The sequence below is a fragment of the Mycobacterium avium subsp. avium genome (assembly GCF_009741445.1).
In the GTDB taxonomy this organism is placed as follows: Bacteria; Actinomycetota; Actinomycetes; order Mycobacteriales; family Mycobacteriaceae; genus Mycobacterium; species Mycobacterium avium.
This window is the reverse complement of the sequence record NZ_CP046507.1, coordinates 166,690-193,195: the sequence shown is the minus strand read 5'-3', so window position 1 is coordinate 193,195 and position 26,506 is coordinate 166,690. Positions and strand designations below refer to the sequence as shown.

Annotated in this window: 23 protein-coding genes and 1 tRNA gene; 14 read left to right on the top strand and 10 right to left on the bottom strand. The window is 67.3% G+C overall.

Going from position 1 to position 26,506, the window contains the following annotated elements:
• Positions 1-6: 6 nt before the first annotated feature.
• The 4 genes from MAA44156_RS00980 to MAA44156_RS00965 all read left to right on the top strand — a co-directional run bounded on the left by MAA44156_RS00980 (position 7) and on the right by MAA44156_RS00965 (position 3,233).
• Positions 7-96 (top strand) — tRNA-Ser (locus tag MAA44156_RS00980).
• A 100-nt stretch (positions 97-196) separates the two neighbouring features.
• Positions 197-1,186 (top strand): glycoside hydrolase family 6 protein, encoded by a 990-nt coding sequence (locus MAA44156_RS00975; protein ID WP_023862022.1) that lies wholly within the window; start codon positions 197-199, stop codon positions 1,184-1,186.
• 92 nt (positions 1,187-1,278) lie between these two features.
• Positions 1,279-1,752, top strand: coding sequence for a CAP domain-containing protein (locus MAA44156_RS00970; RefSeq protein WP_009974538.1), 474 nt, complete (start codon positions 1,279-1,281; stop codon positions 1,750-1,752).
• Between the two features lie 584 nt (positions 1,753-2,336).
• Complete coding sequence (locus MAA44156_RS00965; protein WP_009974539.1) at positions 2,337-3,233, top strand: hypothetical protein; 897 nt, start codon at positions 2,337-2,339, stop codon at positions 3,231-3,233.
• Between the two features lie 27 nt (positions 3,234-3,260).
• On the opposite strand, the gene MAA44156_RS00960 is transcribed toward MAA44156_RS00965, so the two are convergent.
• From MAA44156_RS00960 to MAA44156_RS00945, 4 genes are all read right to left on the bottom strand, one after another.
• Positions 3,261-3,782 carry a hypothetical protein gene (locus MAA44156_RS00960; protein WP_023880452.1) on the bottom strand — a complete coding sequence of 174 codons (522 nt, stop codon included), beginning with the start codon at positions 3,780-3,782 and terminating at the stop codon, positions 3,261-3,263.
• A gap of 40 nt (positions 3,783-3,822) precedes the next feature.
• Positions 3,823-5,457 (bottom strand): putative alpha/beta hydrolase, encoded by a 1,635-nt coding sequence (locus MAA44156_RS00955; protein ID WP_029248348.1) that lies wholly within the window; start codon positions 5,455-5,457, stop codon positions 3,823-3,825.
• A gap of 185 nt (positions 5,458-5,642) precedes the next feature.
• The gene (locus MAA44156_RS00950; RefSeq protein ID WP_009974545.1) at positions 5,643-5,831 is read right to left on the bottom strand and encodes a hypothetical protein; all 189 of its coding nucleotides are present in this window, start codon (positions 5,829-5,831) and stop codon (positions 5,643-5,645) included.
• A 188-nt stretch (positions 5,832-6,019) separates the two neighbouring features.
• On the bottom strand, positions 6,020-7,153 hold the full coding sequence (locus MAA44156_RS00945; protein WP_023880451.1) for a glycoside hydrolase 5 family protein: 1,134 nt from the start codon (positions 7,151-7,153) through the stop codon (positions 6,020-6,022).
• A gap of 327 nt (positions 7,154-7,480) precedes the next feature.
• Here MAA44156_RS00945 and MAA44156_RS00935 point away from each other — a divergent pair, with 327 nt between their 5' ends.
• Genes MAA44156_RS00935 through MAA44156_RS00915 form a run of 5 tightly spaced genes read left to right on the top strand, consistent with a single transcriptional unit; the run spans position 7,481 to position 11,857 of the window.
• A complete protein-coding gene (locus tag MAA44156_RS00935) occupies positions 7,481-7,867 on the top strand; it encodes a DUF2237 family protein (protein ID WP_009974548.1) in 387 nt (128 codons plus the stop codon).
• Positions 7,868-7,874: 7 nt separating this feature from the next.
• Positions 7,875-9,140, top strand: a complete 1,266-nt coding sequence (locus MAA44156_RS00930) for a sulfotransferase family protein (RefSeq protein WP_009974549.1) — start codon at positions 7,875-7,877, stop codon at positions 9,138-9,140.
• Positions 9,141-9,151: 11 nt separating this feature from the next.
• On the top strand, positions 9,152-10,390 hold the full coding sequence (locus MAA44156_RS00925; RefSeq protein ID WP_023880450.1) for an MBL fold metallo-hydrolase: 1,239 nt from the start codon (positions 9,152-9,154) through the stop codon (positions 10,388-10,390).
• Positions 10,387-10,869, top strand: a complete 483-nt coding sequence (locus tag MAA44156_RS00920) for a VOC family protein (protein ID WP_009974551.1) — start codon at positions 10,387-10,389, stop codon at positions 10,867-10,869. Before MAA44156_RS00925 ends, MAA44156_RS00920 begins: the two co-directional genes overlap by 4 nt.
• Before the next feature lie 13 nt (positions 10,870-10,882).
• On the top strand, positions 10,883-11,857 hold the full coding sequence (locus tag MAA44156_RS00915) for an LLM class flavin-dependent oxidoreductase (protein ID WP_009974552.1): 975 nt from the start codon (positions 10,883-10,885) through the stop codon (positions 11,855-11,857).
• A gap of 11 nt (positions 11,858-11,868) precedes the next feature.
• Here MAA44156_RS00915 and MAA44156_RS00910 read toward each other — a convergent pair whose 3' ends face one another.
• On the bottom strand, positions 11,869-12,525 hold the full coding sequence (locus MAA44156_RS00910) for a GntR family transcriptional regulator (protein WP_009974553.1): 657 nt from the start codon (positions 12,523-12,525) through the stop codon (positions 11,869-11,871).
• A 61-nt stretch (positions 12,526-12,586) separates the two neighbouring features.
• Here MAA44156_RS00910 and MAA44156_RS00905 point away from each other — a divergent pair, with 61 nt between their 5' ends.
• From MAA44156_RS00905 to MAA44156_RS00895, 3 genes are read left to right on the top strand one after another with little or no spacing between them, the layout of a single operon-like run.
• A complete protein-coding gene (locus MAA44156_RS00905) occupies positions 12,587-13,942 on the top strand; it encodes an LLM class flavin-dependent oxidoreductase (RefSeq protein WP_009974557.1) in 1,356 nt (451 codons plus the stop codon).
• A complete protein-coding gene (locus MAA44156_RS00900) occupies positions 13,935-15,119 on the top strand; it encodes a CaiB/BaiF CoA transferase family protein (RefSeq protein WP_009974558.1) in 1,185 nt (394 codons plus the stop codon). Before MAA44156_RS00905 ends, MAA44156_RS00900 begins: the two co-directional genes overlap by 8 nt.
• A gap of 17 nt (positions 15,120-15,136) precedes the next feature.
• Positions 15,137-16,063 (top strand): HpcH/HpaI aldolase/citrate lyase family protein, encoded by a 927-nt coding sequence (locus MAA44156_RS00895; RefSeq protein WP_009974559.1) that lies wholly within the window; start codon positions 15,137-15,139, stop codon positions 16,061-16,063.
• Here MAA44156_RS00895 and MAA44156_RS00890 read toward each other — a convergent pair.
• Genes MAA44156_RS00890 through prpD form a run of 4 tightly spaced genes read right to left on the bottom strand, consistent with a single transcriptional unit; the run spans position 16,060 to position 22,995 of the window.
• Complete coding sequence (locus tag MAA44156_RS00890; RefSeq protein WP_023880448.1) at positions 16,060-19,443, bottom strand: pyruvate carboxylase; 3,384 nt, start codon at positions 19,441-19,443, stop codon at positions 16,060-16,062. The two genes, MAA44156_RS00895 and MAA44156_RS00890, sit on opposite strands and share 4 nt — an antisense overlap.
• 5 nt (positions 19,444-19,448) lie before the next feature.
• Positions 19,449-20,576: a bifunctional 2-methylcitrate synthase/citrate synthase gene (locus tag MAA44156_RS00885; RefSeq protein ID WP_009974560.1), complete on the bottom strand. Its 1,128-nt coding sequence runs from the start codon at positions 20,574-20,576 to the stop codon at positions 19,449-19,451.
• Between the two features lie 11 nt (positions 20,577-20,587).
• Complete coding sequence (prpB, locus tag MAA44156_RS00880; RefSeq protein WP_009974562.1) at positions 20,588-21,490, bottom strand: methylisocitrate lyase; 903 nt, start codon at positions 21,488-21,490, stop codon at positions 20,588-20,590.
• The gene (gene prpD, locus MAA44156_RS00875) at positions 21,490-22,995 is read right to left on the bottom strand and encodes a 2-methylcitrate dehydratase PrpD (RefSeq protein ID WP_031351809.1); all 1,506 of its coding nucleotides are present in this window, start codon (positions 22,993-22,995) and stop codon (positions 21,490-21,492) included. The genes prpB and prpD overlap by 1 nt, the downstream gene beginning before the upstream one ends.
• Before the next feature lie 110 nt (positions 22,996-23,105).
• Between prpD and MAA44156_RS00870 the strand changes: the two genes are divergently transcribed.
• Positions 23,106-24,539: a short-chain fatty acyl-CoA regulator family protein gene (locus MAA44156_RS00870; RefSeq protein WP_009974563.1), complete on the top strand. Its 1,434-nt coding sequence runs from the start codon at positions 23,106-23,108 to the stop codon at positions 24,537-24,539.
• Here the strand turns inward: MAA44156_RS00870 and MAA44156_RS00865 are convergent.
• Positions 24,529-25,413, bottom strand: a complete 885-nt coding sequence (locus MAA44156_RS00865; RefSeq protein WP_009974569.1) for a ribokinase — start codon at positions 25,411-25,413, stop codon at positions 24,529-24,531. The genes MAA44156_RS00870 and MAA44156_RS00865 overlap by 11 nt on opposite strands.
• 103 nt (positions 25,414-25,516) lie before the next feature.
• Between MAA44156_RS00865 and MAA44156_RS00860 the strand changes: the two genes are divergently transcribed.
• The gene (locus tag MAA44156_RS00860; RefSeq protein ID WP_009974570.1) at positions 25,517-26,506 is read left to right on the top strand and encodes a D-2-hydroxyacid dehydrogenase family protein; all 990 of its coding nucleotides are present in this window, start codon (positions 25,517-25,519) and stop codon (positions 26,504-26,506) included.

Sequence of the window (26,506 nt, the reverse complement as noted above, 5' to 3'; positions counted from 1 at the left end):
CTCGACGGTGGCGTGTCCGAGCGGCCTAAGGAGCACGCCTCGAAAGCGTGTGACGGCTAACACCGTCCGAGGGTTCAAATCCCTCCGCCACCGCCAAACTTTTCGGCCGAGCTGCGCGTTGCGGTTCGGTGTGAGCCGATGGCCGTAGCCGTCCCCGGTTGGCGCTCCATCATTCCGAACCACTAATTTTCCTTGGGTGACATTCTCAGCTGCCGGCGCGGTCGCGCGATGGATCGTCCCTCTGTTCACGGTTGCGGCCCTGGTCGGCATGGGCCCGGTAGCCGAACCGGCGCCGGCGATCCGCCTGGCCGCCGACGGCAATCCGTTGGCCGGGGCGCCGTTCTATGTCAATCCCAACTCGGCCGCCATGCGCGCCGCGCAGAGCGCCGATCCGCCGAGTCCCGAGTTGACCACCATCGCCAACACGCCGCAGGCGTACTGGATCGTCCCGGGCGGCTCGGCGGCGACGGTCGGGAAGTACGTCGGCGACGCCAACGCTGCCGGCGCCATCCCGGTTTTGGCGATTTATGGAATCCCCCACCGCGATTGCGGCAGCTTCGCCGCGGGCGGCATGGCGTCGGCCGACGACTACCGCGGGTGGATCGACGGCATCGCATCCGGCGTGGGCGCCTCGAGGGTGGCGATCGTCGTCGAACCCGATGCGCTCGCGATGGCCGACTGCCTGTCGGGCGATCAGCGCCAGGAACGTTTCGACCTGGTTCGCTACGCCGTTGACACGCTGACCCGCGATCCGAACGCGGCCGTGTACGTCGACGCCGGGCACCTGCGTTGGCACAGTCCCGAGGACATGGCCGCCAGGCTGAATCAGGCCGGCGTCGCACACGCGCGAGGATTCAGCGTCAACACCGCGAACTTTTACACCACCGAGGACGAAATCGGTTACGGCGAAGCCATTTCCGGGCTCACCAATGGTGCGCACTACGTGATCGACACCTCCCGCAACGGGGCCGGACCGGCACCCGACTCCGACCTCAACTGGTGCAACCCCAGCGGTCGCGCCCTGGGCACCCCGCCCACCGCGGCCACCGCCGGTGCGCACGCCGACGCCTACTTGTGGATCAAGCGTCCCGGCGAGTCCGACGGATCATGCGGCAAGGGCGATCCGCCGGCGGGCAACTTCGTGAATCAGTACGCCATCGATCTGGTGCACAACGTCGGCCACTAGGACCGCTCGGCCGATCTCGACCCCTGATGGTCGCGAACGGGTAACATTTCGTTATCTAAAACAGATAAACGAGCATGCGGGCACGAGGCGCCATGACACGGAAAGCCGAGATCGCCGCTGTCTTCGCGATCTGTACTGCCTTCATGACCGCTTCCGGCGCATTCGGCGGCATCGCCGCCCGCGCGGACGACCCGGGGGTGCTGTACAACGGCATCAACCAGCTTCGCCAGGCGTGCGGACCGATCGCCGAGGACCCACGTTTGACGGAAGCCGCGCAGCAGCACGCCGACGACATGCTGCGCAACGGGGTGAACGGACACATTGGTTCCGACGGCTCGTCGCCGCAGGCGCGCATCGCCGCCGCGGGCTATCGCAGCAGGTATTCGGGTGAGATCGTCTTCTGGGCAACCGGTTCCGCCGCGACTCCCGGCGAAGCCCTCGACATGTGGATGCAGAGTCCTCCGCACCGGGCGATCATCCTGAATTGCGGATTCACTGCGGGTGGCTTCGCTACCGCCCGGGACGGCAACAAGATGACCGCCGTCGGTGATTTCGCGGCTTCGTAAACCCAAGCGGGTCAATCGGTTTACCGCGGCACTCCCTTGCCGAGTCGGCGGTTGGATAGTGTACTTGTCCACGTGGAGGGAAGCAGCTGGTGACTGTCCGGCGCGGTTTCGGTCGTGCACCGGCGGGACTCTGCGTTGCCGCAGCCCTTGTTCTCAGCGGTGGCGCGTGCGCAACGCATAAGCAGCAGCCTGCCGCGGCTCCAGCAACCCTTAGGGCTGCGCCCGATCAACTCGGGCCGTGCGCGCCGGATCGGTTGGCGCGCTGCGTACCCGGGCTGGCTGACGTCGACGAGAACCTCTTCGGCGGCGTCGCTGCGTACCAGCCTGATCCAGGCTTCGCCTCGGTGCCGCCCTCGGCCGCTCGGGAGGCTGCACCCGAGGAGTGCCAACACCTGCCAAGGTTTGGCGCCCAGGCCGGTCGCGAACTCGATGTGGAGTATCAGCCCGCGAGGGACACCAACGGGAGGCCTTTAAGCAACCGGTTCCCGGCCAATGGTGGCGATTACGTTCGACTTCGGTTCACGGTCGCCGGCGACGGCGATGATATCGGGACTGCGATGGCGGCGTGGGCCCGTCGATGTCCGATGTGGGCCGTGGCCCAGTCGATGAATGACAGCGGGATCCAGGGCTGGCTCGTCGCCGAGTCCGGCGAGCACCTGAGCCGGTACCAATCGGGCGATGTCGCGTCGCAGTGGCCCTATGTCTCGAACACGGCAGCGGTAGTGCTACCCAACAAGGTGATCGTCCAGGCCTGGTATACAACCAACGACCCGTCCGCCGCATCGCGGAACCAGTTGCTGTCGCAGTTGATCGGGGCGTCTGGGCATCCACGGCCACGCTCTGCTCTGCCGCCCAAACTCGCCGACTGGAGCCAAGCGCAGATCTCGACGCTGCTTCCTGCAATCGCGATGGAGGTTGGCATCGACACCGCTTCCGGCGACAAACGGCCGTCTGCCGACGAGCCGGGCGGACAGTTCTGGGCGCTCTGCACGTCCAACGACCATGCGGCCGTCCCGCGCTACGATCCCCTTGCGAGCTGGCAGGACTTTGACCAGTCGAAGTGGGATCAGAAGGGAAAGCCACCGCACCCGACGGTCGTGATCAGCCGGGCGCACGTTGGTGATGACTTTTTGACCGATCTGCGACGTGAGATCGCGAGCTGCACCGCGCATTTGACCGAGAAATCGACCATGTGCGGGGACCGGGAGAATCGCCAACTCCTGCAAGCGGATTCGGCTGTGGCAGAGGGAGTGGACACAGTGCGGCTCACGCATCGGTGGATGAGGGATGTCGACGTGCGCGGCCATAGCGTGTGCGGCGAAGGTGTCGAGGCGATCAGAGTTGCTCAGGTAAGAGGACTGATCGTGATAAGCAGCGCAAGCAAAGGTGGATGGCTGTTCAAGGGGGAGACGCCGGCACTGCCGCTGAGTACTCTCGATGAGCTTCTCGCCGAGACCGTGCGAAGGATCAAGGCAGCATAACGACAATCCGGTTTGGCTAGGTGGCAATCACACGTGCGGAAGCCATCCGGAGCCATGCGGCGACAACACGAAGCCCCGACCTTGCGGGTCCTTGCAAGCCGTCGTCCCTGAGTTGTCGACGCCGCAGATGAAGCCATTCACGGTGAGCGAGTGGGACGGAGGAAGTGTTTTGATGGTCTGCCCATTGATCACACGAGACGGTTCGCCTCCACTGGTCTGATTTAGTCCGCTAGCGGTTCCTATCCAATTGACTCCATTCATCCCGGCTTCTGGGTTTGATGCCGCAGGGGGGATCTCTGGCAAGTTGTTCCCAATGCACGATGCTTGATCGAGGGTGAATTTGCAGACTATGCCATCAGGTGTGAGGAAATAGACGGTCGCGTCAGGCGAACGCCCAGGATTGGGCACCGAGATTTCGTAGTCCTTGACGTTGGCGGGAGTGTATCCGCTCAGATCGGGAAAATTAACCGGATTGGCATGCGCCGTGCACGCGCCGACGGTAGCGGTGGCGACAAGTGCGTTAATGCTGATGAGCGTCTTTACGAACATACCATTCCTATCAACTGTGCCGGCTCAGCGGGCCACGCGGTCAGTGAAACGGATTGACTTGAAACTCCCGCGTGTCGTACGGCGTTCCGATCGGCACATTATTACCGTCCTTACCCGTATTCCATTGACTGACAAATATTTTCATATCATCCAAGGTTGAGCCTGGCATGATGTACCCACCGTACGGTTGCGGCATGAACTTAGGAGCGCCTGGATCACCATTCTGCGCGATGATAGTGGTCGGTACGTTACCGAATATACCGGTCGGATTAGGTCCAACCCGTACTTCCATGCGTCCGCCTTGGGCGTCTCGGTTGAAGCCGGAGAATACCGGCTTACCATCAATCTCGCGGAAACTAAATTCGCCATAGCGATCAGTGGTTACTGGTACGGCCTGGTCCCGGGGATTGCCCCAATCCTTGCCAGTCCATGGCTGCCACTTGTCGCGTTCGAAGACGTTCGCAGGGTCCGCGCGGTACATGGTGATGCCCCGACTGCGGTCGAAGGAGTCGGCAGCGATGTAGACCTTGCCGTCCGAGCCCTTATACCCGCTGACCTGGGTGGGGGCGTCCCCAGCGCCCCGAAATGAACCTGGAACCATTGTCCACCCCTTGCCCGGGTCACCATTCACTTCGACCAGCCACGAAGCCACTGGCTTTAGATCGTCCTTAGTGCCCGTCACCATCATGTAGGTTTTGTCTCCCAGCGTGATCGTCCCCGAGGGCAGCGTGTCAGTGACACCTTTCGCGTCGCTCGGGATGGGAAAAAGCTCGTGACCGCTGCCTTCTGGTCCCGTCAATGGCGCCCCAAAATGTGGGTGGCCCTCGGCATCGAAGGTCACCGGCACGGCCACCGACCGATAGTGTTCTCCATCGCCCATCTTATTTCCGGAGAACGAATCCCCGAAGATGGCGAGGTACTTCCCGGGCTGCCCGGGTATCTCGACGACCTCTCCCAAATCCGCGGCCCCGATCCCCGGGATGCCCGGCACCCCACCTGTACCGGCGACTGGTCCCAGATCCCTCACCTCACCCGGTTTCAGCGGACTCTCCATCCAGGTGTCGACCGTGGTTGGAGGGTCGTAGCCTTCGGTGTGCAAAGAGTCCATCGATTTGCGCAACGTTTCCGAATAGCCGTTGCGAATGGAATTCATCTGCTTGAGCGCGTCGCGGACGTCGTCGACGGCGTCGGCGTGCACGGCCTTCTTGAGTGACTCTAATTCGGAGCGTTCCGACGCAGATAGGTCAAGCGTCAAATCATGGTTGATCGCACCGGTGATGTTGTCCAGCCCGCGCAGCTCACGTTCCAACTCGGCGATCTCCTGGGCCCCGGCCTTTTGCGCCTCGGCCAGGGAGGCGGCGATGCCTTCCAGATCGGCCCCGATCTTGGGCAGCTGCAAGGACTGCGCGCCAAGGGATTTGGTCACGCGCTGCACCTCGTCCGAGTCGTTGATCGGGTGGTCGCCATTTTGGTGATTCCAGGCGGCGTCGAAGCGCTTGCGGGCGTCCTCGAATGCGTGGTCGGCTTCGGCGGTGCACCGGCCGGCGGTGTGAAAGGCCTGCGCCAACTGCGAGATTTGAAACGGGCTGCCGGCCTGCAGGCTCTGGTTGATCGCCCACGGATCACCCCCGGCCGACGCGATCAATTCCGCTTCGCTCAGGTTTGTCAGCTGCATGGCGCCGCCAATCGCCGCCAACCACCGACAAGCATCGCCGCCCCCTTCTGAGCAGGTATAACCCTACTACTCGGCGGGCCGGTGCAGGGCATCACCGTGGCGACCCAGGTCGCGACTCTGCTCCCGATTAGGAACGGCTGCCAGGGCGATGCCCACGCCGCGGCACCGCTGCGCCGGACGTGCGGTCAGGCGCCGCGATCCAGCATGCGTTCGGGCGATATCACCTGGCCCACGCAGCCCTTCAGGCAAATAGCCCGCTGGGCGATGGGCCGAAGAGGCACACCGCCATGCGCGTAGTCCTGCTTCATCAGGACGGCGACCGGGCCACCGCATAGCTCGCAGGTTTCCTCTTCGTCCCAGTACTCAGACGACATGACGTGCTCCTAGATCGGGCTAACGCAGCAAACCCATGCTAGGACCGAGTATCGACGCGACCCGGCATTTCCGGGGCCGAACCGTGCGCGGATATGCTCATCTGTACGGGTGAAGTCCGAGGATTGAATGCGAAATACCGTGTACCACTTGAGAATTAGTCAGGCAACGCGGGCCGCCCTCCCACGGTTCAGGTCTGGTTACCGGCCAGCTTCCGCACCGTCAGGGCTTCGATGTCCTGGAACGGCCGCCCCTCGGGCCGGATCAGGTCGTGGAACCACACCTTGGGCACCGAGGTGTACGGATGATCCCATGAATCCCAGGGGAAGTAGGTCTGCGTCTTGCCGGCGACCAGGCCCCAGTTGATGGCGCCGACGTTGTGCCGCTTGGCCACCGGCAGGATGCTCTCGACGGTGCTGCCCCGCGGCCGGGCCATGTACTCGGTGCACAGGATCGGCCGGCCCAGCGGGGTGAGCTCGTTGATCCTCGACTCGAAGCCCGCAGGCTCGGCATACGAATGGAAGGTGATGACGTCGGCATTGGCCAGCTGGATGTCGCTGATTGCGCTGCGGCCCTGCGGTTGTCCCCAATCCCCGCGCCACACCCCACTGGTGAGCGGCTGACTGGCATCGACCGCTCGCGCCCACCGAAACACCTGCGGCAGCAGGTTGGCGACGAGCTGCTCCTTGTCGCTCCGTTCGACGTTGCGGTACTGCCGCGCCGGGTTGTCCGGCTCGTTCCACAGGTCCCAGCCCAAAACCCGGTCGTCGTTGCGGAATTGGGTCATCACCGAGGTGACGTAGTCACGCATGACGGGGATGTAGCGGGGGTCGCCGAGACGCTCGGCGCCCGGACTCTGCACCCACCCGGAGTTGTGCACGCCCGGCCGCGGCGGGCGCTGCCGGCCGGCCCGGGGCTGCGGGTCCCAACACGAGTCGAAGAAGACGAACAGCGGCTTGATGCGATGTCGTGCGGCGATGTCGACGAATTGCCCAAGGCGGGTTTGGAACCCGCGCTGATCGGCGGCCCAGAGCTGATCATGAAGGAACACTCGCGCCGTGTTGTGACCGTAGAACTGCGCCCAGCCCAGCTCGGTGTCGATGCGCCGGGGATCGAAGGTGTCGGGCTGGAACATCTCCAGCTGGTTGATGGCGTTGGCCGGAATGTAGTTTGCTCCCACCAGCCAACCCTGCGCCTGATACCAGCGGTTGGCGCGCTCGGGCGACCACCGGCCAGCTTCCTCCGCCGAGGCCCGGGGCGCCCGGGCAACTGCGGCGCCCGCCGCCAGCAGCAAGGGAAGCTTCAGGGCCGTTCGTCGTTCCACGATGTGACGATAAGTTTTCGGGGCGATTTCCCCGGGATTTGCTCAGCGCGTCGCGACAGGTTGAAGATAACGATTGTTACCGGGCCGTCATCGTGACCAATCCGTGACCATCCGCCTCCGGCGCGCCCCGGCCCATCGCGAACGTCGGCAAGGTTACAATCTCCCGGTCGCGCCCTAACCCGTTGGTGGACAACGAGTCCGGTAACCCGATCGGTGTCTGCGGCGGCCTGCGGCCATCATCGTCGATCACGGCGCACGGGAAAATCCATCCCACCGAGTCGGCAGAATTACTTCAAACTTCACCCCCGCGAGCGCAATACTGAACGGGTGCCTGATCGAAACGTGCTAGGCGGTCCGCTGCAACCCTGTGGCACCGATCCGCTGACCGGTTTCTACCGCGACGGCTGTTGCTCGACGGGACCGCAGGACCTTGGGCGGCACACGATTTGCGCCGTGATGACCGGCGAATTCCTGGAGCACCAGCGTTCCATCGGCAACGACTTGCTGACGCCGGTCCCCGAGTACCGGTTCCCCGGTCTGCTGCCCGGCGACCGCTGGTGCGTGACCGCGCTGAATTGGCTGCGCGCGCATCACGACGGGTGCGCGGCCCCGGTGGTGTTGGCGTCGACGCACGAGAGCACCCTTGAGGTGGTGCCGCTGGAAGCGCTACAGGAACACAAGATCGACGTTCCCGACGACCTGGCCAACCTCTAGGATCCCGGTGGGTTCCGCGGTTGACGACATCGACTTCGACGATCTGACCTCGCCCCGGCTCACCGACGTACAACGTCAGATCCTGGAGTTCACCGAGGCCAAGCCCGTCGATCTCGACATCGACCGGATGCTCGCCGAGGCGATCGAGCAGGCCGGCCTGCGCGGCGCCGACCTCGACGACACGCACGGCTTCGTCGACCGTCTGCACGTCCACGTCGCGGCGATCGAAGCCGACCACGGGCTGCGCCAGCTCACCCGGGGGTCGCTGCGGCAGCGCGTGGTGCGGCTGCTGCGCAACCGGTTGTCGCTGACCGAGCTGCTCCAGCGGTATCCCGAGATCGAGTCCATCCCGATCGAGCAGCCGTTCATCGTCGTCGGGATGCCGCGTTCGGGCACCACGCATCTTGTGAACCTGATCGCCTGCGACCCGCGCCGGCGTGCACTGCCCTATTGGGAGAGCCAGGAGCCTATCCCGGCCCGTGGTCAGGGCCCCGACGTCTTCGGTGTCGACCCCCGGTATGCCCGCGCCAAGGCGGAACACGAGGCGCTGATGGCCAGCGCGCCCGTGGTGGCCGCCATGCACGACCGGTTTCCCGAGGCGATCGAGGAGGAAGTGGAACTGCTCGACCTCGATCTGGCCTCCTACGTCCTGGAATGGCATGCGCGGGTGCCCGCCTGGCGCGATCACTACCTGAGCCTGGACCAAACCCGGCACTACGCCTACCTGAAGAAGGTGTTGCAGGCGTTGACCTTCCTGCGCGGGCCGCGGACCTGGGTGCTCAAAAGTCCGCAGCACTGCGAGCAGCTCGGCCCGCTGATGGCGACCTTCCCCGATGCGACGATCGCGTTCACGCACCGCGACCCCGTCGCAGTGATCCAGTCGGCGATCACCATGATGGCCTACTCGGATCGGTTGCGCCGCACCAGCATTGACCCGCAGTGGCTGCTGGACTACTGGAGCGACCGGGTGCACCGACTGCTGAGCGCCTGCGTCCGCGACCGCGACCTGGTGGCCCCGGAACGCAGCGTCGACATCAGCTTCCATCAGTTGAGCGGCAACGAGATCCCGGTGATCGAACGGCTGTATGAGCGCGGCGGGGTGGAATTGCCGCAGCGGGTGCGCGACCGCTTTCAGCGCTACCTGGACGGAAATCCGCGCGGTAAGCACGGCCGCATCCGCTACCAGTTGCAGCGCCATTTCGGCATCTCCGCCGACGAGCTGCGCGCCCGTTTCGGCTTCTACTTCGACAAGTTCGACGTGCGCCCCGAATGAAGGAGTCAGCGATGCCCGAACCTGTCTATCGGAGCAGGCCGGGTGCCGAGGCGATGCGCCCGGCGTCCGCGGAGCGGGCCGACCCCATCGCCCCGGGACTGTGGTGCTCGCCCGGGCTGTCCAACTCCTATTTGCTCACCACCGCGGAGGGCCGGGTGATCGTCAATACCGGCATGGGTTTCGAGGGCCCGGTGCATCGCGCCAACTTCGACGCCGTGGATTCCTCACCGGTGCGCTACATCATCTTCACGCAGGGCCACGTGGACCACGTCGGCGGCCTGGACAGTGTTCGCGACCCGGACACCGTCGTTGTGGCGCAAGCGAACTGGACGATGTGGCGCGACGACAACGAGCGGCTGATCCCGTACCGGGCCAGCCGCAGCGCCTTTGCCTTCAAAGACACCCTGGCCGGCGGCATCAAGGCCATCCAGCGGCGCCTGGGCACCACCCGGTTGCCCGGGCAGAGCGTGCCCGTCGTCGACCTCGACTTCGAGGACACGCTGACCCTGGAGCTCGGCGGCCGGCGGATGGAGCTGATCTCGGTGCCCGGCGGCGAAACCACCGACTCGCTGGTGGTCTGGTTACCTGACGAGCGAATATGCCTGTGCGGGAACACCTTCGGGCCGCTGTTCGGTCATATTCCGAACCTGGTCACCATGCGCGGCGACCGGTACCGGGACGCGTTGACGGCCATCGCCTCGGTGGAGCGGGTTCGCGGCCTGCGGGCCGAGTTGCTGGTGACGGGTCACTTCGAGCCCATCGCGGGTGCCGACCGCATCGACGAGGAGCTCACCCGGCTGCGCGACGCCCTCGGCTACCTCCACGGTCAGACGGTGGCCGGGATGAACGCCGGCAAAGACGTCCGCACCCTGATGCGAGAAATCACGCTGCCTACGGAATACGAAGTGGGCCAGGGATACGGCAAGGTCTCCTGGGACGTGCGCGCCATCTGGGAGAACTACTCGGGCTGGTTCCACCACGAATCCACCACCGAGCTCTACCCGGTCGGGTTCGACGCGGTGGCCCACGACGTGGTCGAACTGGCCGGCGCCGATGCGCTGCTCGATCGCGCCCGGGCGCACCTGGCCGCCGACCGCGCGCTGCACGCGATTCACCTCGCCCAGCTGCTGCCCGCCGAACACTCGGGGGCACGCGAGGTGCTGCGTCAGGCCCATGAAAAACTTCTGGCCAGCAGCACGAACTTCTGGGAAAGTGCCTGGCTGCGCCACCAGATAGCGAGGAACTCATGACGGCATTCGCGCTGCGGCCCGAGGACTTTTATCACACGGGCATCATCGTGCCCGACCTCGAGGCGGCGATGGCCCGGCTGAGCGCGCTCGCCGGGTACCGGTGGATCACCCCGGTCAGCTACACGCTGCCGTTTCGCACCGTGAGCGGAACCCGGGAAGTGACTTCGACTTTCGTCTACTCGCTGCAAGCTCCCCACGTCGAGCTCATCCAGGAGGTACCGGGCACCGCCTGGGCGGCCGCCCCCGGCAACGCGGTCCATCACCTCGGCTACTGGTGCGACGATCTGGCGCAGAGCGCACAGCTGTTGGAAGACAACGGGTTTGCGTTCGAAGCGACGGCCGACACTGCCGCCCCGGATCTGGCGTTGTTCGCGTACTACGTCGATGCGGCGGGCACCCGCATCGAGATCGTCGACCGCGCCCTGTTTCCCGACTTTCCCGCCTTCCTGCAGGCCACCGCCGCGCCGGAAGCACAGTGAGGCGGTCCCCGGCATGCTGCTGACGGTGCTGCGCTTCAACTTCGCCTCCCCGCACGGTGATCCACGCACCCAGAGCCGGCTGATGAGCGCCGCGCTCGAGCTGGCGCAGTGGGGCGAATCGCACGGCATCACGTCGGTCAGCGTAGACGAACATCACGCGACCGGGCACGGCTGGAGCTGCAACCCGATCATGGCCGCGGCGATGTTCTTGGCGCGCACCTCGACGCTGATCGCCAGCGTGGATTGCGCCCTGGGCCCGCTGTGGAACCCGGTCCGGCTCGCCGAGGACATCGCGCTCGTCGACAACATGAGCCGGGGCCGGCTGCACACCACGGTGGGCTTGGGCTACCGGCCCGTCGAATACGACGCGCTGGGAGCCGATTTCGGCCGACGCGGCGCGCTGATGGACAGCCTGCTGGAGCGGATGCTGGCCGTCTGGTCCGGCGGTGGCGCGCCGGCGGGAATCTGCACCGGCACCTGGACCCGGCCGCATCCACCGTTGTACGTGGGTGGGGGCGCGCGGGCCACGGCACGCCGCGCGGCCCGGTTCCGGCTGCCGCTCAGCCTCGCCGATCACCTCCCCGACATCGCCGACTACTACCGCGAGCTGTGCGCCGAGATCGACCTGGCCCCAGTGGTTCTCATGCCGGGACCGGTCAACCGGGGCATGATCTACCTGCACGAGGATCCCGAGCGGGCGTGGGCCGAACTCGGCGACCACATCCTGTGGGAGGCGGTCACCTACGGCGGATGGTCAACCGACCAGCGTTCCCTCATGCACCTGCCGGGCGTGCAGACCCTCGACGAGGTTCGGGCATCGGGACGCTACCGCTTTCTGACTCCCGACCAGCTGATCGCCGAGGTGCGCGACGCGCCCGATTTCGGCCCGATCGTCCTGCACCCCCTGGTCGGCGGCATGCCGGTCGAGGAAGCCTGGCGGTCGGTGCAGTTGCTCACCGACAAGGCGCTGCCCGCGCTGAAGGGCTGACGCGGCGGCGCTCAGCGCTCGCCGTCGCGGCGCTGTTCCAGCCATTCGGCCAGCGAGCGCCCGGCATCCAGGACGTGTCGTTCGGCGATGACGCGGGCGCGCTCGACGTCCTTATCGCCGAGCGCGTCGAGCAACTGCGCATGCTCGTCGAGCGAATGCTTCTCGTGCTCGGGAAACAAGGTCAGGAAATTGGTCGGCACCACGCGGGCGGCGTGCTTGATCTGGTTCGCCAGCCGCGGCGAGTGCGCGGCCCGGTGGATCATCTGATGGAAATGCCAATTGGCCTCGCCGATGCTGTCGTCACCGGACTTCGCGACCACCTCGGCGGCCAGCTCGCGCAGCGTCGCCAGTTCCTCGGGGCCGATCCGTTCGGCCGCCCAGGCCGCCGCCTGGCCGGTCAGCACGCCGAGAATGGTGAAGCTGTCCAGCACGTCCTCGGGGCTGATCCCGATCACCGTGACGCCGCTGCGCGGGGCGACCTGAACCAGGCCCTCGAACGACAGCTCCAGCAGCGCCTCGCGCACCGGGGTCCGGCTGGTGGCGAATTCGGCGGTGATGGCGTCGAGGTCGATCCGCGAACCGGCCGGCAGGGCGCCGGTCAGGATGCGGTCACGCAGTTCGCGGGCCGCGCGTTCCCGCACCGTCCCGGAGATGTCGATCGCCGCCACGTCCGAACAATACCAGACGCGACATTTGATATCTGAAATATCAGATGTTACGTTTCAAACCATGCGCACCGACAAGATGGCCCTCGTCGCCTTCATGCAGGCGGGCAGCACCTCCGTGTACGCGGGATCGTGGCGGCACCCGGCCACCGAGCACCGCTACCTGGACGCCGCCTACTACGCCAAGATCGGCCGACAGCTCGAAGAGGGCTGCTTCGACCTGATGTTCTTCGACGACCGCCTCGCCATGCCGGGCGTATACGGCGGCTCGGTGGGCGAGGCCGTGCGCTACGGCGCCCGCCCGGTCAAGCTGGACCTCGGCGTGATCCTCGGCGTGCTGGCGCAGGCCACCTCCTGGATCGGGCTGGGCGCGACGTACTCGACCACCTATTACCCGCCGTTCCATGTGGCGCGCACGTTCGCGTCGCTGGATCACCTCTCCGGCGGCCGCGCCGCGTGGAACGTGGTCACCTCGGTCAACGACAGCGAGGCGCAGAACTTCGGCGTCGACGCCCATCTCGGCCACGACGAAAGATACGACCGGGCCGACGAATTCATGGACGTGGTGACCGGCCTGTGGGACACATGGGAGGACGACGCCGTGCTGCACGATCGGGTATCCGGCCGGTACGCCGACCCCGCGAAGGTGCACGAACTCGGCCACGTCGGTGAATTCTTCTCCGCGCGTGGACCGTTGACGGTGCCGCGCACCCCGCAGGGCCGGCCGGTGATCATCCAGGCCGGGTCGTCGGGACGCGGCCGCGAATTCGCTTCCCGCTGGGCGGAATTGATCTTCACCGGTGATCCGGGCATCGACGGCGCCCGCAGCCACTACGCCGACCAGAAGGACCGCATCGCCGACGCCGGCCGCGACCCCGCCGCGGTTCGGATCTGTCCGATGGCCTATGCCGTGGTGGGCGAGTCCGAGGCCCATGCCAAGGACCGCGAGGCGATGCTCCTCAACGATCTGGTGCATCCGATGGCATCGCTGACGCTGTTGTCGGAACTGATGAATTACGACTTCGCCCAACACGATCTCGACGATCCGGTGACCGACGACATCCTGGCCTCCGTCTCCGGCATCCGCGGGCTTGTGCAGAACCTACGCGCCCACATCGGCGGCGACGCCGTCACCGTGCGGGATCTCGCCAACCATCGCGCCACCCTGTTGCAGGGGCCCCGGTTCGTTGGCACCGGCCCGCAGGTCGCCGATCAGATGGCGGACTGGTTCCAAACCGGCGCCTGCGACGGATTCGTGCTGGCCGCAACGCATCTGCCCGGCGCATTCGAAGACGTGGTGCGCATGGTGGTCCCCGAGTTGCAACGCCGCGGCCTGTTCCGCACCGAATACCGGTCCGCCACGCTGCGCGGACATCTGGGGCTGCCGCGTCCCGCCAACGCCCGGGCGGCCCATGCTTGACGGGCTGCGGGTGCTCGACCTGGCCACGCTGGCCGCCGCGCCGCTGGTGGCGACCTATCTGGGCGAGTTCGGCGCCGACGTGATCAAGGTCGAAGAACCACGCCATGGCGACCCGATCCGCGGGTGGGGCAACCAGCGCGACGGTGTCGGCCTGATGTGGAAGTCCATCTCCCGCAACAAGAAATCGATCACGCTGGACCTGCGCAGCGCGGAAGGACAACAGCTGGTCCGCCGTCTGGTGGAGCACGCCGACGTCGCCATCTTCAACACCCGTCCCCAGACCCTGCGCAAATGGGGACTGGACTACGAGAGCCTGCGCGCGGTCAATGAGCGGCTCGTGATGCTGCACATCACGGGCTACGGGTTGAGCGGGCCGAAGAGCGAGCGGCCGGGGTTCGGCACGCTGGGCGAGGCGATGAGCGGTTTCGCGCACATCACCGGCCAGGCCGGCACGCCGCCCACCCTGCCGCCGTTCATGTTGGCCGACGGCGTCACCTCGCTGAATGCCGCTTACGCGGTGATGATGGCGTTGTATCACCGCGACGTGCACGGCGGGCCGGGACAATTGATCGATGTCAACCTGATCGACCCGCTGGCCCGGCTGCTGGAACAGACGCTGCTGGGCTACGACCAGCTGGGACTGGTGCCCGAGCGATCCGGCAACCGGTGGGACATCTCCGCGCCGCGCAACACCTACCAGACCGCCGACGGGCGATGGCTGGCCATGTCCGGCAGCTCACCGGCGCTGGCGCTGCGGGTGTTCCGGGCGATCGGCCGCGACGACCTGCTGGGTGACCCGGAGTTCTCCGACCCGCAGCGGCGGCTGGCACGCGCCCGCGAAGTCGACATACTCGTCGCCGATTGGGTTGCGGGCAAGACACTTTCGGAGGCGATGGCCGTGTTCGAAGCCCACGAGGTCGCCGCAGCGCCGGTCTATGACATCAGCGACCTGGTCGCTGACGAGCAGCTGGCGCACCGCGGGGTGTTCGTCTCCGTCGACGACCAACAGCTCGGACCGATGACGGTGCAGGCGCCCGTTCCGCGCTTCTCGTCGGCGTCCGGCACGGTCGAGCATCTCGGACCCCGCCTCGGTGAGCACAACGCCGAGGTCTACGGGGAGCTGCTCGGCCTCACCCCTGACGAAATCGACCAGCTACGCGCCCGGGGCGTGGTGTGACAGAAGGAATTTGATCGATGACCCAGCTTCTTCGCCGCTCGGAGCTCGCGGTGCCCGCCAGCAACGACAACATGTTCGACAAGGCCGCCGGAAGCGGTGCCGACCTGGTGTTCCTCGACCTCGAGGATGCGGTGCCGCCGGCTTTCAAGGAGGAGTCGCGCGGCAAGGCGATCAGCGCGCTCAACGACCTGGACTGGGGACGCACCGCGCGGGCGGTGCGGATCAACGGCCTCGACACCCCGTGGTGCCACGACGACCTCATCGAGGTGGTGACCGCGGCCGGCCGCAACCTCGACACCGTCATCATCCCCAAGGCGCGCCGGGCCCGCGACGTCTGGTGGGTCGACGTCCTGCTCAGCCAGCTGGAGGGAAAGCTCAACCTGGGCAACAAGATCCGGCTCGAGGTGTTGATCGAGGAGGTCGAGGGGCTGGCCAACGCCGAAGAGATCGCGGTGGCCAGTCCGCGGTTGGACGCGCTGATCTTCGGCGTCGGCGACTTCTCGCTGTCCCAGGGGGCGCGGGTGGACACCAACTTCGTGCCGCTGGGCGAATATCCCGGCGATTTCTGGCAATACGCCCGCAACAAGGTGATCGTCGCCGCGCGGATCGCCGGCATCGACGCGATCGACGCGCCCTATCCCGACTACCGCGACCTGACGGGATATGAGCGCGACGCCCGGCGGGCGGCACTGATGGGATACACCGGCAAATGGGCGATCCACCCCGACCAGGTTCCTGTCGCCAACCAGGTTTATGCGCCCACCGCCGACGAAATCGCCCGCGCCGAGGCCAATCTCGCCGCCTACCGGGAGGCCGAGAGCAACGGCCGCGGCGCCGTCGGGGTCAACGGCGTGCTGGTGGACGCCGCGCACGTGAAGATGGCGCAGCAGACGCTGGCGCGCGCCGCCCTGATCAACGGCACCGGCGGATCGAACGACCGCTAGTCGATCACCATCAGGAGGTCGCCGCCCTCGACTTGAGCGGTCCGCGACACGGCGATTCGCGCCACCTTGCCCGACTTCGGGCTGGTGACCGCGGCTTCCATCTTCATCGCCTCGATCGTCGCGATGGTCTGGCCGGCCTCGACCTGCCGGCCGACCTCGGCGGCGACCGTCACCACCCCGGCGAACGGGGCGGCGATGTGGTCCGGGTTGGCGCGGTCGGCCTTCTCGGCGGCGGGCACGTCGATGGCGATGCTGCGGTCGCGCACCACCACCGGCCGCAGCTGCCCGTTGAGAATGCACATCACGGTGCGCATGCCGCGTTCGTCGGGATCGGAGATGGCCTCCAGGCCGATCAGCAACTCCACGCCGCGCTCGAGTTCGACGCGGTGTTCGTCGCCCTGCCGCAATCCGTAGAAGAACTGGTTGGCGCTCAGCCCCGAGGTGTCACCATACTGCTCGCGGTGCTCCTCGAGCTCCTTGGTCGGTCCCGGGAACAGCAGCCGGTTCAGCGCCGCCTGCCGTCGCGCACCCGGGGCGGCCAACGCCGCTTCGTCCTCGGCCGTCAGCGGCTGCTCCGGCTTGGCCGGCCCCCGGCCCTGTAATGCCTTGGTGCGCAACGGCTCCGGCCAGCCGCCCGGCGGGTCACCGAGCTCGCCGCGCAGAAAGCCGATCACCGAATCCGGGATGTCGTAGCGAGAGGGGTCTTCGGCGAAGTCCTGCGCGCCCACACCCGCACCCACCAGGGCCAGCGCCAGGTCGCCCACCACCTTGCTGGACGGGGTGACCTTGACCAGGTGTCCCAAAATCGCGTCGGCGCCGGCGTAGGCGTTTTCGATGTCCTCGAACCGGTCGCCGAGTCCCAGCGCAATCGCCTGCTGACGCAGATTCGACAATTGGCCGCCCGGGATCTCGTGGTGATACACCCGCCCGGTCGGCGCCGGAAGCCCGGATTCGAAGGGAGCGTATACCTTTCGCAGCGCCTCCCAGTACGGCTCCAGATCGCACACCGCCGGCAGGGACAACCCGGTGTCATACTCCGTGTTGGCTGCGGCGGCCACGATCGACGACAGTGCCGGCTGGCTGGTGGTTCCGGCGAGCGGCGCGGCGGCGCCGTCGACCGCGTCGGCCCCGGCCTGCCAGGCCGCCACGTAGGTCGCCAGCTGTCCGCCCGGCGTGTCATGGGTGTGCACGTGCACCGGCAGGTCGAACCGCGACTTCAGCGCCGACACCAGCGTCGCGGCCGCCGGTGCGCGCAGCAGCCCGGCCATGTCCTTGATCGCCAGCACGTGCGCGCCCGCTTCGACGATCTGGTCGGCCAGCTTCAGGTAATAGTCCAGCGTGTACAGCTTTTCGGCCGGATCGGACAGGTCGCCGGTGTAGGACATCGCCACTTCGGCTATGGCGCTTCCGGTTTCGCGGACCGCGTCGATGGCCGGGCGCATCGAGTCGACGTTGTTCAACGCGTCGAAGATGCGGAAGATGTCGATGCCGGTCTCGGTCGCCTCCGCGACGAAGGCCGTCGTGACCGTCTCCGGATAGGGCGTGTACCCCACGGTGTTACGCCCGCGCAGCAGCATCTGAAGGCAGATGTTCGGCATCGCCTCGCGCAGCGCCGCCAGCCGCTCCCACGGGTCCTCCTTGAGAAACCGCAGCGCCACGTCGTAAGTCGCCCCGCCCCAACACTCCACCGACAACAGCTGCGGCATGGTCCGTGCGATGTAGGGCGCCACCTTGAGCAGCCCGCTGGTGCGGACCCGGGTCGCCAGCAGCGACTGGTGCGCGTCGCGGAACGTGGTGTCGGTGACGCCGACGCCGCCCGACTCGCGCAGCCAGGCCGCGAATCGCTCCGGCCCGAGTTCGGTCAACCGCTGCTTGGAGCCCGCTGGCGGGCTCGCCGCCAGGTCGATGTCGGGCAGCTTGTCATGCGGGTACACCGCCGACGGGCGCTCGCCGTGCGGCTTGTTGACGGTCACGTCGGCCAGGTAGTTGAGGATCTTGGTGCCGCGGTCGGCCGAACTGCGCGCGGTGAGCAACTGCGGCCGCTGTTCGATGAACGAGGTGGTGATGCGCCCGGCCTGAAAATCCGGGTCGTCCAGAACCGCTTGCAGGAACGGGATATTCGTCGAGACGCCGCGGATGCGGAATTCAGCGACCGCGCGCCGCGCCCGCCGCACCGCCGTGGGGAAGTCGCGTCCCCGGCAGGTCAGCTTGATCAGCATCGAATCGAAGTGCGCGCTGATCTCCGCACCCAGCGTGGTGCCGCCGTCCAGCCGGATGCCCGCGCCGCCCGGGGTGCGGTAGGCGGTGATGCGGCCGGTGTCCGGGCGGAAACCGTTGGCGGGGTCCTCGGTGGTGATCCGGCACTGCAGGGCCGCGCCGCGCGGGATGACCGAATCCTGGCTTAAGCCAATCTCTTCCAGCGTCTGGCCGGAGGCGATGCGCAGCTGCGCGGATACCAGGTCGACGTCGGTGATCTCCTCGGTCACCGTGTGCTCCACCTGGATGCGCGGGTTCATCTCGATGAACACGTGGTTGCCGCGTTCGTCGAGCAGGAACTCCACCGTGCCCGCGCAGGTGTAGCCGATGCTGCGTGCGAACGCCACCGCGTCGGCGCAGATACGTTCGCGCAGCGCCGGATCCAGGTTGGGCGCCGGGGCGATCTCGATCACCTTCTGGTGCCGGCGCTGCACGCTGCAGTCCCGCTCGTAGAGGTGCATCACGTTGCCGTGCGTGTCGGCCAGGATCTGGACCTCGATGTGCCGCGGATTGATCACCGCCTGCTCGAGAAACACCGAGGCGTCCCCGAACGCGGACTCGGCCTCACGGCTGGCCGCCTCGATCGCCTCGGCCAGCGCCCCCGGATCGGTGACCCGGCGCATCCCCCGGCCGCCGCCGCCGGCGACCGCCTTGACGAACAGCGGGAACGTCATCGTCTCGGCGGCGCTCAGCAGCTCCTGCACCGAGGTCGACGGCGGCGAGGAGGCCAGCACCGGAAGACCCGCGGCCCGCGCCGCCGCGATGGCCCGCGACTTGTCGCCGGTGAGCTCGAGCACCTCGGCGCTGGGGCCGACAAACGTGATGCCGGCCGCCGCGCACGCCGCCGCCAGATCGGGGTTCTCCGAGAGGAAGCCGTAGCCGGGGTAGATCGCATCCGCGCCGCAGGCCAGCGCCGTGCCGACGATCTCGTCGACGGACAGGTAGGCGCGGACCGGGTGGCCCTCCTCACCGATCTGGTAGGACTCGTCGGCCTTCAACCGGTGCACCGAATTGCGGTCCTCATAGGGATACACCGCCACGGTGGCCATTTCCAGCTCGTAGGCCGCGCGGAACGCGCGGATCGCGATCTCCCCGCGGTTGGCGACCAGGACTTTCGCTAACACGGTTCTTACGATAGAGCGCGTTGCGGCGGTCCGACATACTCGCTGAGCGGACGGATCAACGCGTTGGAGGCGGTCTGCTCGATGATGTGTGCCGTCCACCCGGTGATCCTGCTCATCACGAAAATCGGCGTGAACGCCCCGATGTCGAAGCCCATCAGGTAGTAGGCCGGCCCGGTGGGGAAGTCGAGGTTGGGTTTGATGCCGTTGGCCCGCGCCATTCCCCTTTCCAGGATCTGGTAGATGTCCAGCCACTTCTGGCCGTCGCGCACCGCGGCGACGCGCTGCAGGGCTTGCTTCATGGTCGGCACCCGCGAGTCGCCGTTCTTGTAGACCCGATGCCCGAAACCCATCACCTTCTCCTTGCGAGAAAGCTTGCCCTGCAACCATTCCGCAGCCCGGTCGGGGGTCCCGATTTCGAGCATGTCGTGCATGACGGCTTCGTTGGCCCCGCCGTGCAGCGAACCCTTGAGCGCGCCGATGGCGGCGGTGACCGCGCTGTAGATATCGGACTGGGTGGAGGTGACCACGCGCGCCGCGAAGGTCGAGGCATTGAAGCTGTGCTCGGCGTACAGGATCATGGACTGTTCGAACGCGTCGACGATCACCTGCTCGGGCACATCGCCGAAACACATGTGCAGAAAATTCTGCGCATAGCTCATGTGGCTGTGCGGGGCGATAGGTTCCAGACCGCGCCGGCGGCGCATGTCGGCCGCGACGATGGTGGGCAGCACCGCGAACATCCGCAGCGCCTTGGCGTGGTTGGCCGACGCGCTGTTGTCGTCCTCGTCGGGGTCCTCGGCGCCCATGGAGCTGATGAAGGTGCGCGCCACGTCCATCGGGTGGCAGGTGTCGGGCAGCTTGTGCAGCAGCGACAGTTGGGATCGGTTGAGCCGGCGGGCGGCTCGTTCGCGCTGGCTGAACAGCGCCAGCTGCTGGTCGTCGGGAAGCTCGCCGTACCACAGCAGATACGCGACCTGTTCGAAGCTGCAGTGGGCCGCCAGGTCCTGCACGGCGTAGCCGCGGTAGGTCAGCGAGTTGGTCTCCGGGACCACCTTGGAGATGGCGGTGGTGTCGACGACGACACCGGCCAGGCCCTTGTGGATGCGGGGCTGGTTGTCTTCGAGGGTGCTCATGGCACGACTCCTTACCGGGGGAAGTTGTAGATGTCGGAATCGAAGTGGTTGTAGTCGGCGTAGCGCAGCAGCTGATAGAGCCGGCTGCGGTGCTGCATGCGGTCCAGCAGGCCAGATTGCGTTCCGGTATCGGCGATTTCGCGTAGCCCGGCCTCGACGGCGTGCATGGCTAGCCGCAGCGTGGTCACCGGGTAGATCACCACGTTGTAGCCGATGTCGGCGAGCCGGTCGGCGCTGAGCAACGGCGACTTGCCGAACTCGGTCATGTTGGCCAGCAGTGGCGTGTCGAGCGCGGCGCGGAATCGCTCGAATTCCGTGGGGCTTTGCAGCGCCTCGGTGAAGATCAGGTCGGCGCCCGCGTCGGCGTAGGCCCGGGCCCGTTCGATCGCGGCGGGCAGGCCCTCGATCGCGGCGGCGTCGGTGCGGGCGCAGACGACGAAGTTCGGGTCCCTGCGGGCCGAGACGGCGGCGCGGAGCCGTCGCACCATCTCGTCGACCGGCACCACCGCCTTGCCGTCGAGATGTCCGCACCGTTTCGGGTTTACCTGGTCCTCCAGGTGGCAGCCGGCCAGCCCGGCGTCCTCGAGCATCGTCACCGTGCGGGCGGCGTTCAGCGGTTCGCCGAACCCGGTGTCGGCGTCGATGAGGGTGGGCAGCTCGGTGACCGCGGCGATCTGGGCGCCGCGGCCGCTGACCTCGGTCAGGGTGGTCAGGCCGATGTCGGGCAGGCCGAGGTCGGCCGAGAGCGCGGCGCCGGACACATACACCCCGTCGAATCCGAGTTCGGCGACCAGCTTGGCCACCAGCGGTGAGAAGGCGCCCGGAAAGCGTTGCAGCCGGCCACTTTCCAGTCCAGCGCGCAATTGCGCCCGCTTCTGTTCCGGGGAACGGGCGGCGCCGATCAGACCATGCATCAGAAGATCCCGCCCGGAATCGCCGGGGCGGTGGCCAGCACCGCCGGATCGACCACGATGTTGAGTTCACCCGCCGCGCCCGGCGGCAATGCGGGCAGGCCCTCGGCGACCGACAGGAACCGCTGCTGCTCGGCGTCGGTGACGACACCCTCGGCCAGTTCGTGGAATTTGCCGACGTACTGCGTGCGTTCGAAAGGCCGGGCCCCCAACGGGTGAGCGTCGGCGACGGCGAGCTCGTCGACGATCACCTCACCGCTTGTGAGGGTGACCACGGCGCGCGCCCCGAACGCCTTGTCGTTCGGGTCCGTGGAGTGGTAGCGCCGGGTCCACTCGGGGTCCTCGACGGTCGAGATCTTGCGCCACAGCTCGACGGTGTCGGGCCGGTGTGCGCGTTCGGGCGCGTAAGACCTTTCGTGGTGCCAGGTTCCGTCCTGCAGGGCGACCGCGAAGATGTACATCACCGAGTGGTCCAGCGTTTCCCGCGAGGCGTCCGGGTCGAATTTCTGCGGATCGCCCGCCCCGGTGCCGATCACGTAGTGGGTGTGATGGCTGGTGTGCAGCACGATCGTGGCGATCTGATTCAGATCGCCGATGCCCCCCCGCATCCGGCGGGCCAGATCGATCAGCGCCTGGCTCTGGTATTCGGCCGAGTGCTCCTTGGTGTAGCTGTCCAGGATGGCGCGCTTGGGCTCACCGGGCTCGGGCAGCGGGACCCGATAGGTGTGCTCGGGACCCGACAGCAGCCAGGCGATCACGCCGTCCTCGCCCTCCCAAATCGGTGCGGGCGCACCTTCTTTCCGCATGGCGCGGTCGACCGCCTCGATGGCGACCTTGCCGGCCCAGGCCGGCGCGTACGCCTTCCAGCTGGAGATCAGGCCCTTGCGCGACTGCCGGGTGGACGTCGTCAGGTGCAACGCCTGCCCGATCGCCTGATAGATGGTCTCGGGATCCAGCCGCAACATGGTGCCCAGGCCGGCGGCCACGGACGGGCCCAGATGCGCGACGTGGTCGATCTTGTGCTCGTGCAAGCAGATTCCCCGGGCCAGGTCGATCTGGATCTCGTAACCGGTGGCGATGCCGCGGATCAGGTCGGCGCCGCCGACCCCCAGGTGCTGGGCGACGGCCACCAGGGCGGGAATGTTGTCGCCGGGATGCGAATACTCGGCGGCCAGAAACGTGTCGTGGAAATCCAATTCGCGCACCGCGACCCCGTTGGCCCAGGCCGCCCACTCCGGGGAGTAGTCGCCCCGGATCCCGAAAACCTTGGCGCCCTTGGCCGTCGCGGGATGCGCCTGGGCCTGAGCCCGCGCGACAGTCACCGGGCGCCGGAGCACCGACGCGGCCGACACCGCCGCGTTGTCGATGACGCGGTTGATCACCATCGCCTCGGTCTCCGCCGGCACCGCGACCGGATCGGCCGCGACCTCGGCGATCTTCCACGCCAGGTGCTCGCTGCGGGGGAAGTCCTCGGCGCTGCGCCGGGTTCGAACGTCGTGGATGCGCATAAACCGCACCCTACGCATCCGGCTGAATGCGGTAAATGCCCTGTAAGGGCGTAATTTTGTGTCCTTGCCCGACTGTGTTTGCGAACTTTGTGAAAGGCGCTGGGCGTAGGGTGGTGCGGGTGGCGAAGACGTTCGCCGGGGCGCGGCTGCGGCGATTGCGCGAGGAGCAGGGGCTGACCCAGGTGGCGCTGGCGCGCGCCCTGGGGCTGTCGACCAGTTACGTCAACCAGCTGGAAAACGACCAGCGCCCGATCACCGTCCCGGTGCTGCTCACCCTCACCGAGCGTTTCGATCTGCCCACCCAGTACTTCGCGCCGGACTCCGACGCCCGCCTGATCGCCGACCTGCGGGAGGTGCTCGCCGAAACGCCCGCGACGCCCGGGCAGGTCGAGGAGCTGGTCGCGCGCATGCCGGCGATCGGTCAGACCCTGGTCAATCTGCACCGGCGGCTGCACGACACCACCGCCGATCTCGAAGCCCTGTACAGCCGCGCCAATCTGGACATCTCGGACACGCCGGGGCTACCGCATCAGCCGATGCCGTTCGAGGAGGTGCGGGACTTCTTCTACGACCGCAAGAACTACATCGGCGAGCTGGACGTGGCCGCCGAGGAAATGTTCGACCACAACCGGTTGCGAATCGGCGGGCTCGACGACCAGCTCGCCCGGCTGCTCGGCGAGCAGTTGGGTGTGGCGGTGGTGATCGACGACGGCCAGCTGCTGGCCCCGAACTCCAAGCGCCTGTTCGATCCCGAGTCGAAAACGGTGTACCTGGCCCGCTGGCTGCACCCCGGTCAGCGTGCCTTTCAATTGGCCACCCAGATCGCCCTGCTCACCCAGCCGGAATTGATCACCGCGATCATCGCCGGCGACGATCAGCTCAGCGACGATGCCCGCGGTGTGGCCCGCATCGGGCTGGCCAACTATTTCGCCGGCGCCCTGCTGTTGCCCTACCGCAGATTCCTCGACGCGGCCGAGCGCGTCCGTTACGACATCGACCAGCTGTCAAGGAGATTCGAGGTGGGCTTCGAAACCGTCTGCCATCGGCTGTCCACGCTGCAACGCCCGAACGCCCGCGGGGTGCCGTTCATCTTCGTGCGCACCGACAGCGCCGGCAACATCTCGAAACGTCAGTCCGCCACCGCTTTTCACTTCTCCCGGGTCGGCGGGAACTGCCCGTTGTGGGTGGTGCACCACGCGTTTTCCCGGCCCGGCCAGTTTTTGACCCAGGTCGCGCAGATGCCTGACGATCGGACCTATTTCTGGATCGCACGCACCACCAGCGGCGGGCCGAGCCGTTACCTCGGCCCGCACAAGAGCTTCGCCATCGGGCTGGGTTGCGACGTGGACCACGCGGACAAACTGATCTACTCCGTCGGCATCGATCTGCGCGACACCGAGTCGATCGTGCCGATCGGCGCCGGGTGCAAGATCTGCGATCGGCCGGCCTGCCCGCAACGCGCCTTCCCCTACCTCGGCCGCCCGGTCTCCGTCGACCCGCACCGCAGCACCGACCTGCCCTACCCGCCCGCGATCACGCCCTGAGCCCGGTCAGGTCGGGCCGCCCGCCCAGGCGCTGAACCGTGGCCCCGGCGGCCGCGGCCGCCCGCCGACCCGCCTCCCGCGGTGCGGCGCCCTCTCGCAGGGCGGCGACCAGCCCGGCGACGAACGCGTCACCGGCGCCGGTGGGATCCACCACTTCCACGTCGGCGAACTCGAAAAGCTCGCTGCCGCCACGCCACGTCAGCAGGTCGCCCACGTCGGGAACCGCCAGCGCGACGAGCTCCGGGCCGCCGCTCAGCAGATGGTCGGCCAGCTCGAAGGCCTGTTCCACCGTGGTGATTTCGGTGCCCGCGATGATCGACGCTTCGGTGGCATCGGCCCGCAGCACGTCCAGCGTCGCCAGCAGATCGGCCCGAACCTGCGGGGCGGGCACGCCGTCGGCCACCACCCGCAGTCCCCGCTGCCGCGCGCGTTGGGCGGCTTCCAAAGCGGTGGCGGCCGGCTGCTGCAGCTGAATGGAGACGGTGTCGGCGGTGTCGAACAGCGAGCTCGACCGGTCCAGGTCGGCGACCCGAACCAGCGAACTGTCGGGCACGTCCTCGAGCAGCATGCGTTCCGGCGGCGCGGCGACCACGTCGACCAGCAGCGCGGTGGTGCCGCGCCGCGCCACTTTGCTGACGTCGATGCCGTCGCGCTGCGCCTGCTGCAGGATCGACGTGCCGGCTTGGTCGTCGCCCACCACCCCGATCAGCGCCACCGGCACACCCAGTTGCGCCAGCCCGACGGCCTGGTTGGCGCCCTTGCCGCCGAGCAGCTCCTCGCGCCGCAGCACGGTGGCGGACTCGCCGGCCGTCGGCGGCCGGTCGGTGCGCAGCACCAGGTCGCGCCCGATCTGACCGATCACCACCACACCCATGACTACACAGTGCCCGCTTTCGGCGCGCCGAACACCTGCGGTCCCTTGACGGGACCGCCGCGGTGATGGTCCAGTGAGCCATGCATCGGATCGGTGACACGGCGTGCCCAGGCTAGCGATTCTCGACGACTACGCCGGGGTGGCGCTGCAGGTCGCCGACTGGTCGCGGCTGCAAAAGCGGTGCGACATCACCGTTTTCGACGAGCACCTGTCCGAGCAGCAGGCGGTGGACGCGCTGCGGCCGTTCGACGTGGTGTGCACCATGCGCGAGCGGATGGCCTTCCCGCGCAGCCTGATCGAGCGGCTGCCCCACCTGCGGCTGCTCACCATCGTCGGCCGGCAGCTGCCCAACCTGGACATGGCCGCGGCCACCGAGCACGGGATCGCGGTGGCCCGGTCCGAGTTCGCCCACCCCCGGTTCGCCGCCCTGCGCGACGCGACGCCGGAACTGGCCTGGGGGCTGATGATCGCGACGGTGCGTCACCTGGCCGACGAGCACCGGCAGATGCGGGCCGGGGGCTGGCAGCGCACGGCGGGAATGACGTTGTCCGGCAAGACGCTCGGGCTGCTTGGCCTGGGCCGAGTGGGCAGCCGGATGGCCGGATTCGCCGCCGCGTTCGGCATGGAAGTCATTGCGTGGAGCCAGAATCTGACCGACGACGCCGCCGCCGCGGTGGGGGCCCGGCGGGTGTCGAAGGCCGCCCTGTTCGAGTCCGCCGACGTGGTCTCCGTCCACCTGGTGCTCTCCGAGCGCACCCGGGGCCTGGTCGGCGAACCCGAGCTGGCGCTGATGAAACCGTCGGCGTATCTGATCAACACCGCCCGGGGCCCGATCGTCGACGAGCCCGCCCTGATCGCCGCGCTGACCGCCGGGCGCATCGCCGGTGCCGGGCTGGACGTGTACGACGTCGAGCCGCTGCCCGGTGATCACCCGTTGCGGTCCCTGCCGAACGTGACCCTGTCACCCCACCTGGGATACGTCACCCGCGAGATGCTCGGCGCGTTCTACGCCGACACCGTCGAATCCGTGCTGGCCTGGCTGGACGGCACCCCGATCCGGATCGCCAATCCCCAAGTGCTGCAACGAGATTGA

Coding starts and splice junctions, on each gene's coding strand:
- MAA44156_RS00900 (WP_009974558.1), top strand. CDS start 13,935: ATGCTTGACGGGCTGCGGGTGCTCGACCTGGCCACGCTGGCCGCCGCG.
- MAA44156_RS00865 (WP_009974569.1), bottom strand. CDS start 25,413: ATGGGTGTGGTGGTGATCGGTCAGATCGGGCGCGACCTGGTGCTGCGC.
- MAA44156_RS00920 (WP_009974551.1), top strand. CDS start 10,387: ATGACGGCATTCGCGCTGCGGCCCGAGGACTTTTATCACACGGGCATC.
- MAA44156_RS00965 (WP_009974539.1), top strand. CDS start 2,337: ATGTGGGCCGTGGCCCAGTCGATGAATGACAGCGGGATCCAGGGCTGG.
- MAA44156_RS00970 (WP_009974538.1), top strand. CDS start 1,279: ATGACACGGAAAGCCGAGATCGCCGCTGTCTTCGCGATCTGTACTGCC.
- MAA44156_RS00885 (WP_009974560.1), bottom strand. CDS start 20,576: ATGAGCACCCTCGAAGACAACCAGCCCCGCATCCACAAGGGCCTGGCC.
- MAA44156_RS00960 (WP_023880452.1), bottom strand. CDS start 3,782: ATGTTCGTAAAGACGCTCATCAGCATTAACGCACTTGTCGCCACCGCT.
- MAA44156_RS00950 (WP_009974545.1), bottom strand. CDS start 5,831: ATGTCGTCTGAGTACTGGGACGAAGAGGAAACCTGCGAGCTATGCGGT.
- prpD (WP_031351809.1), bottom strand. CDS start 22,995: ATGCGCATCCACGACGTTCGAACCCGGCGCAGCGCCGAGGACTTCCCC.
- MAA44156_RS00955 (WP_029248348.1), bottom strand. CDS start 5,457: ATGCAGCTGACAAACCTGAGCGAAGCGGAATTGATCGCGTCGGCCGGG.
- MAA44156_RS00895 (WP_009974559.1), top strand. CDS start 15,137: ATGACCCAGCTTCTTCGCCGCTCGGAGCTCGCGGTGCCCGCCAGCAAC.
- MAA44156_RS00925 (WP_023880450.1), top strand. CDS start 9,152: ATGCCCGAACCTGTCTATCGGAGCAGGCCGGGTGCCGAGGCGATGCGC.
- MAA44156_RS00915 (WP_009974552.1), top strand. CDS start 10,883: ATGCTGCTGACGGTGCTGCGCTTCAACTTCGCCTCCCCGCACGGTGAT.
- MAA44156_RS00905 (WP_009974557.1), top strand. CDS start 12,587: ATGCGCACCGACAAGATGGCCCTCGTCGCCTTCATGCAGGCGGGCAGC.
- prpB (WP_009974562.1), bottom strand. CDS start 21,490: ATGCATGGTCTGATCGGCGCCGCCCGTTCCCCGGAACAGAAGCGGGCG.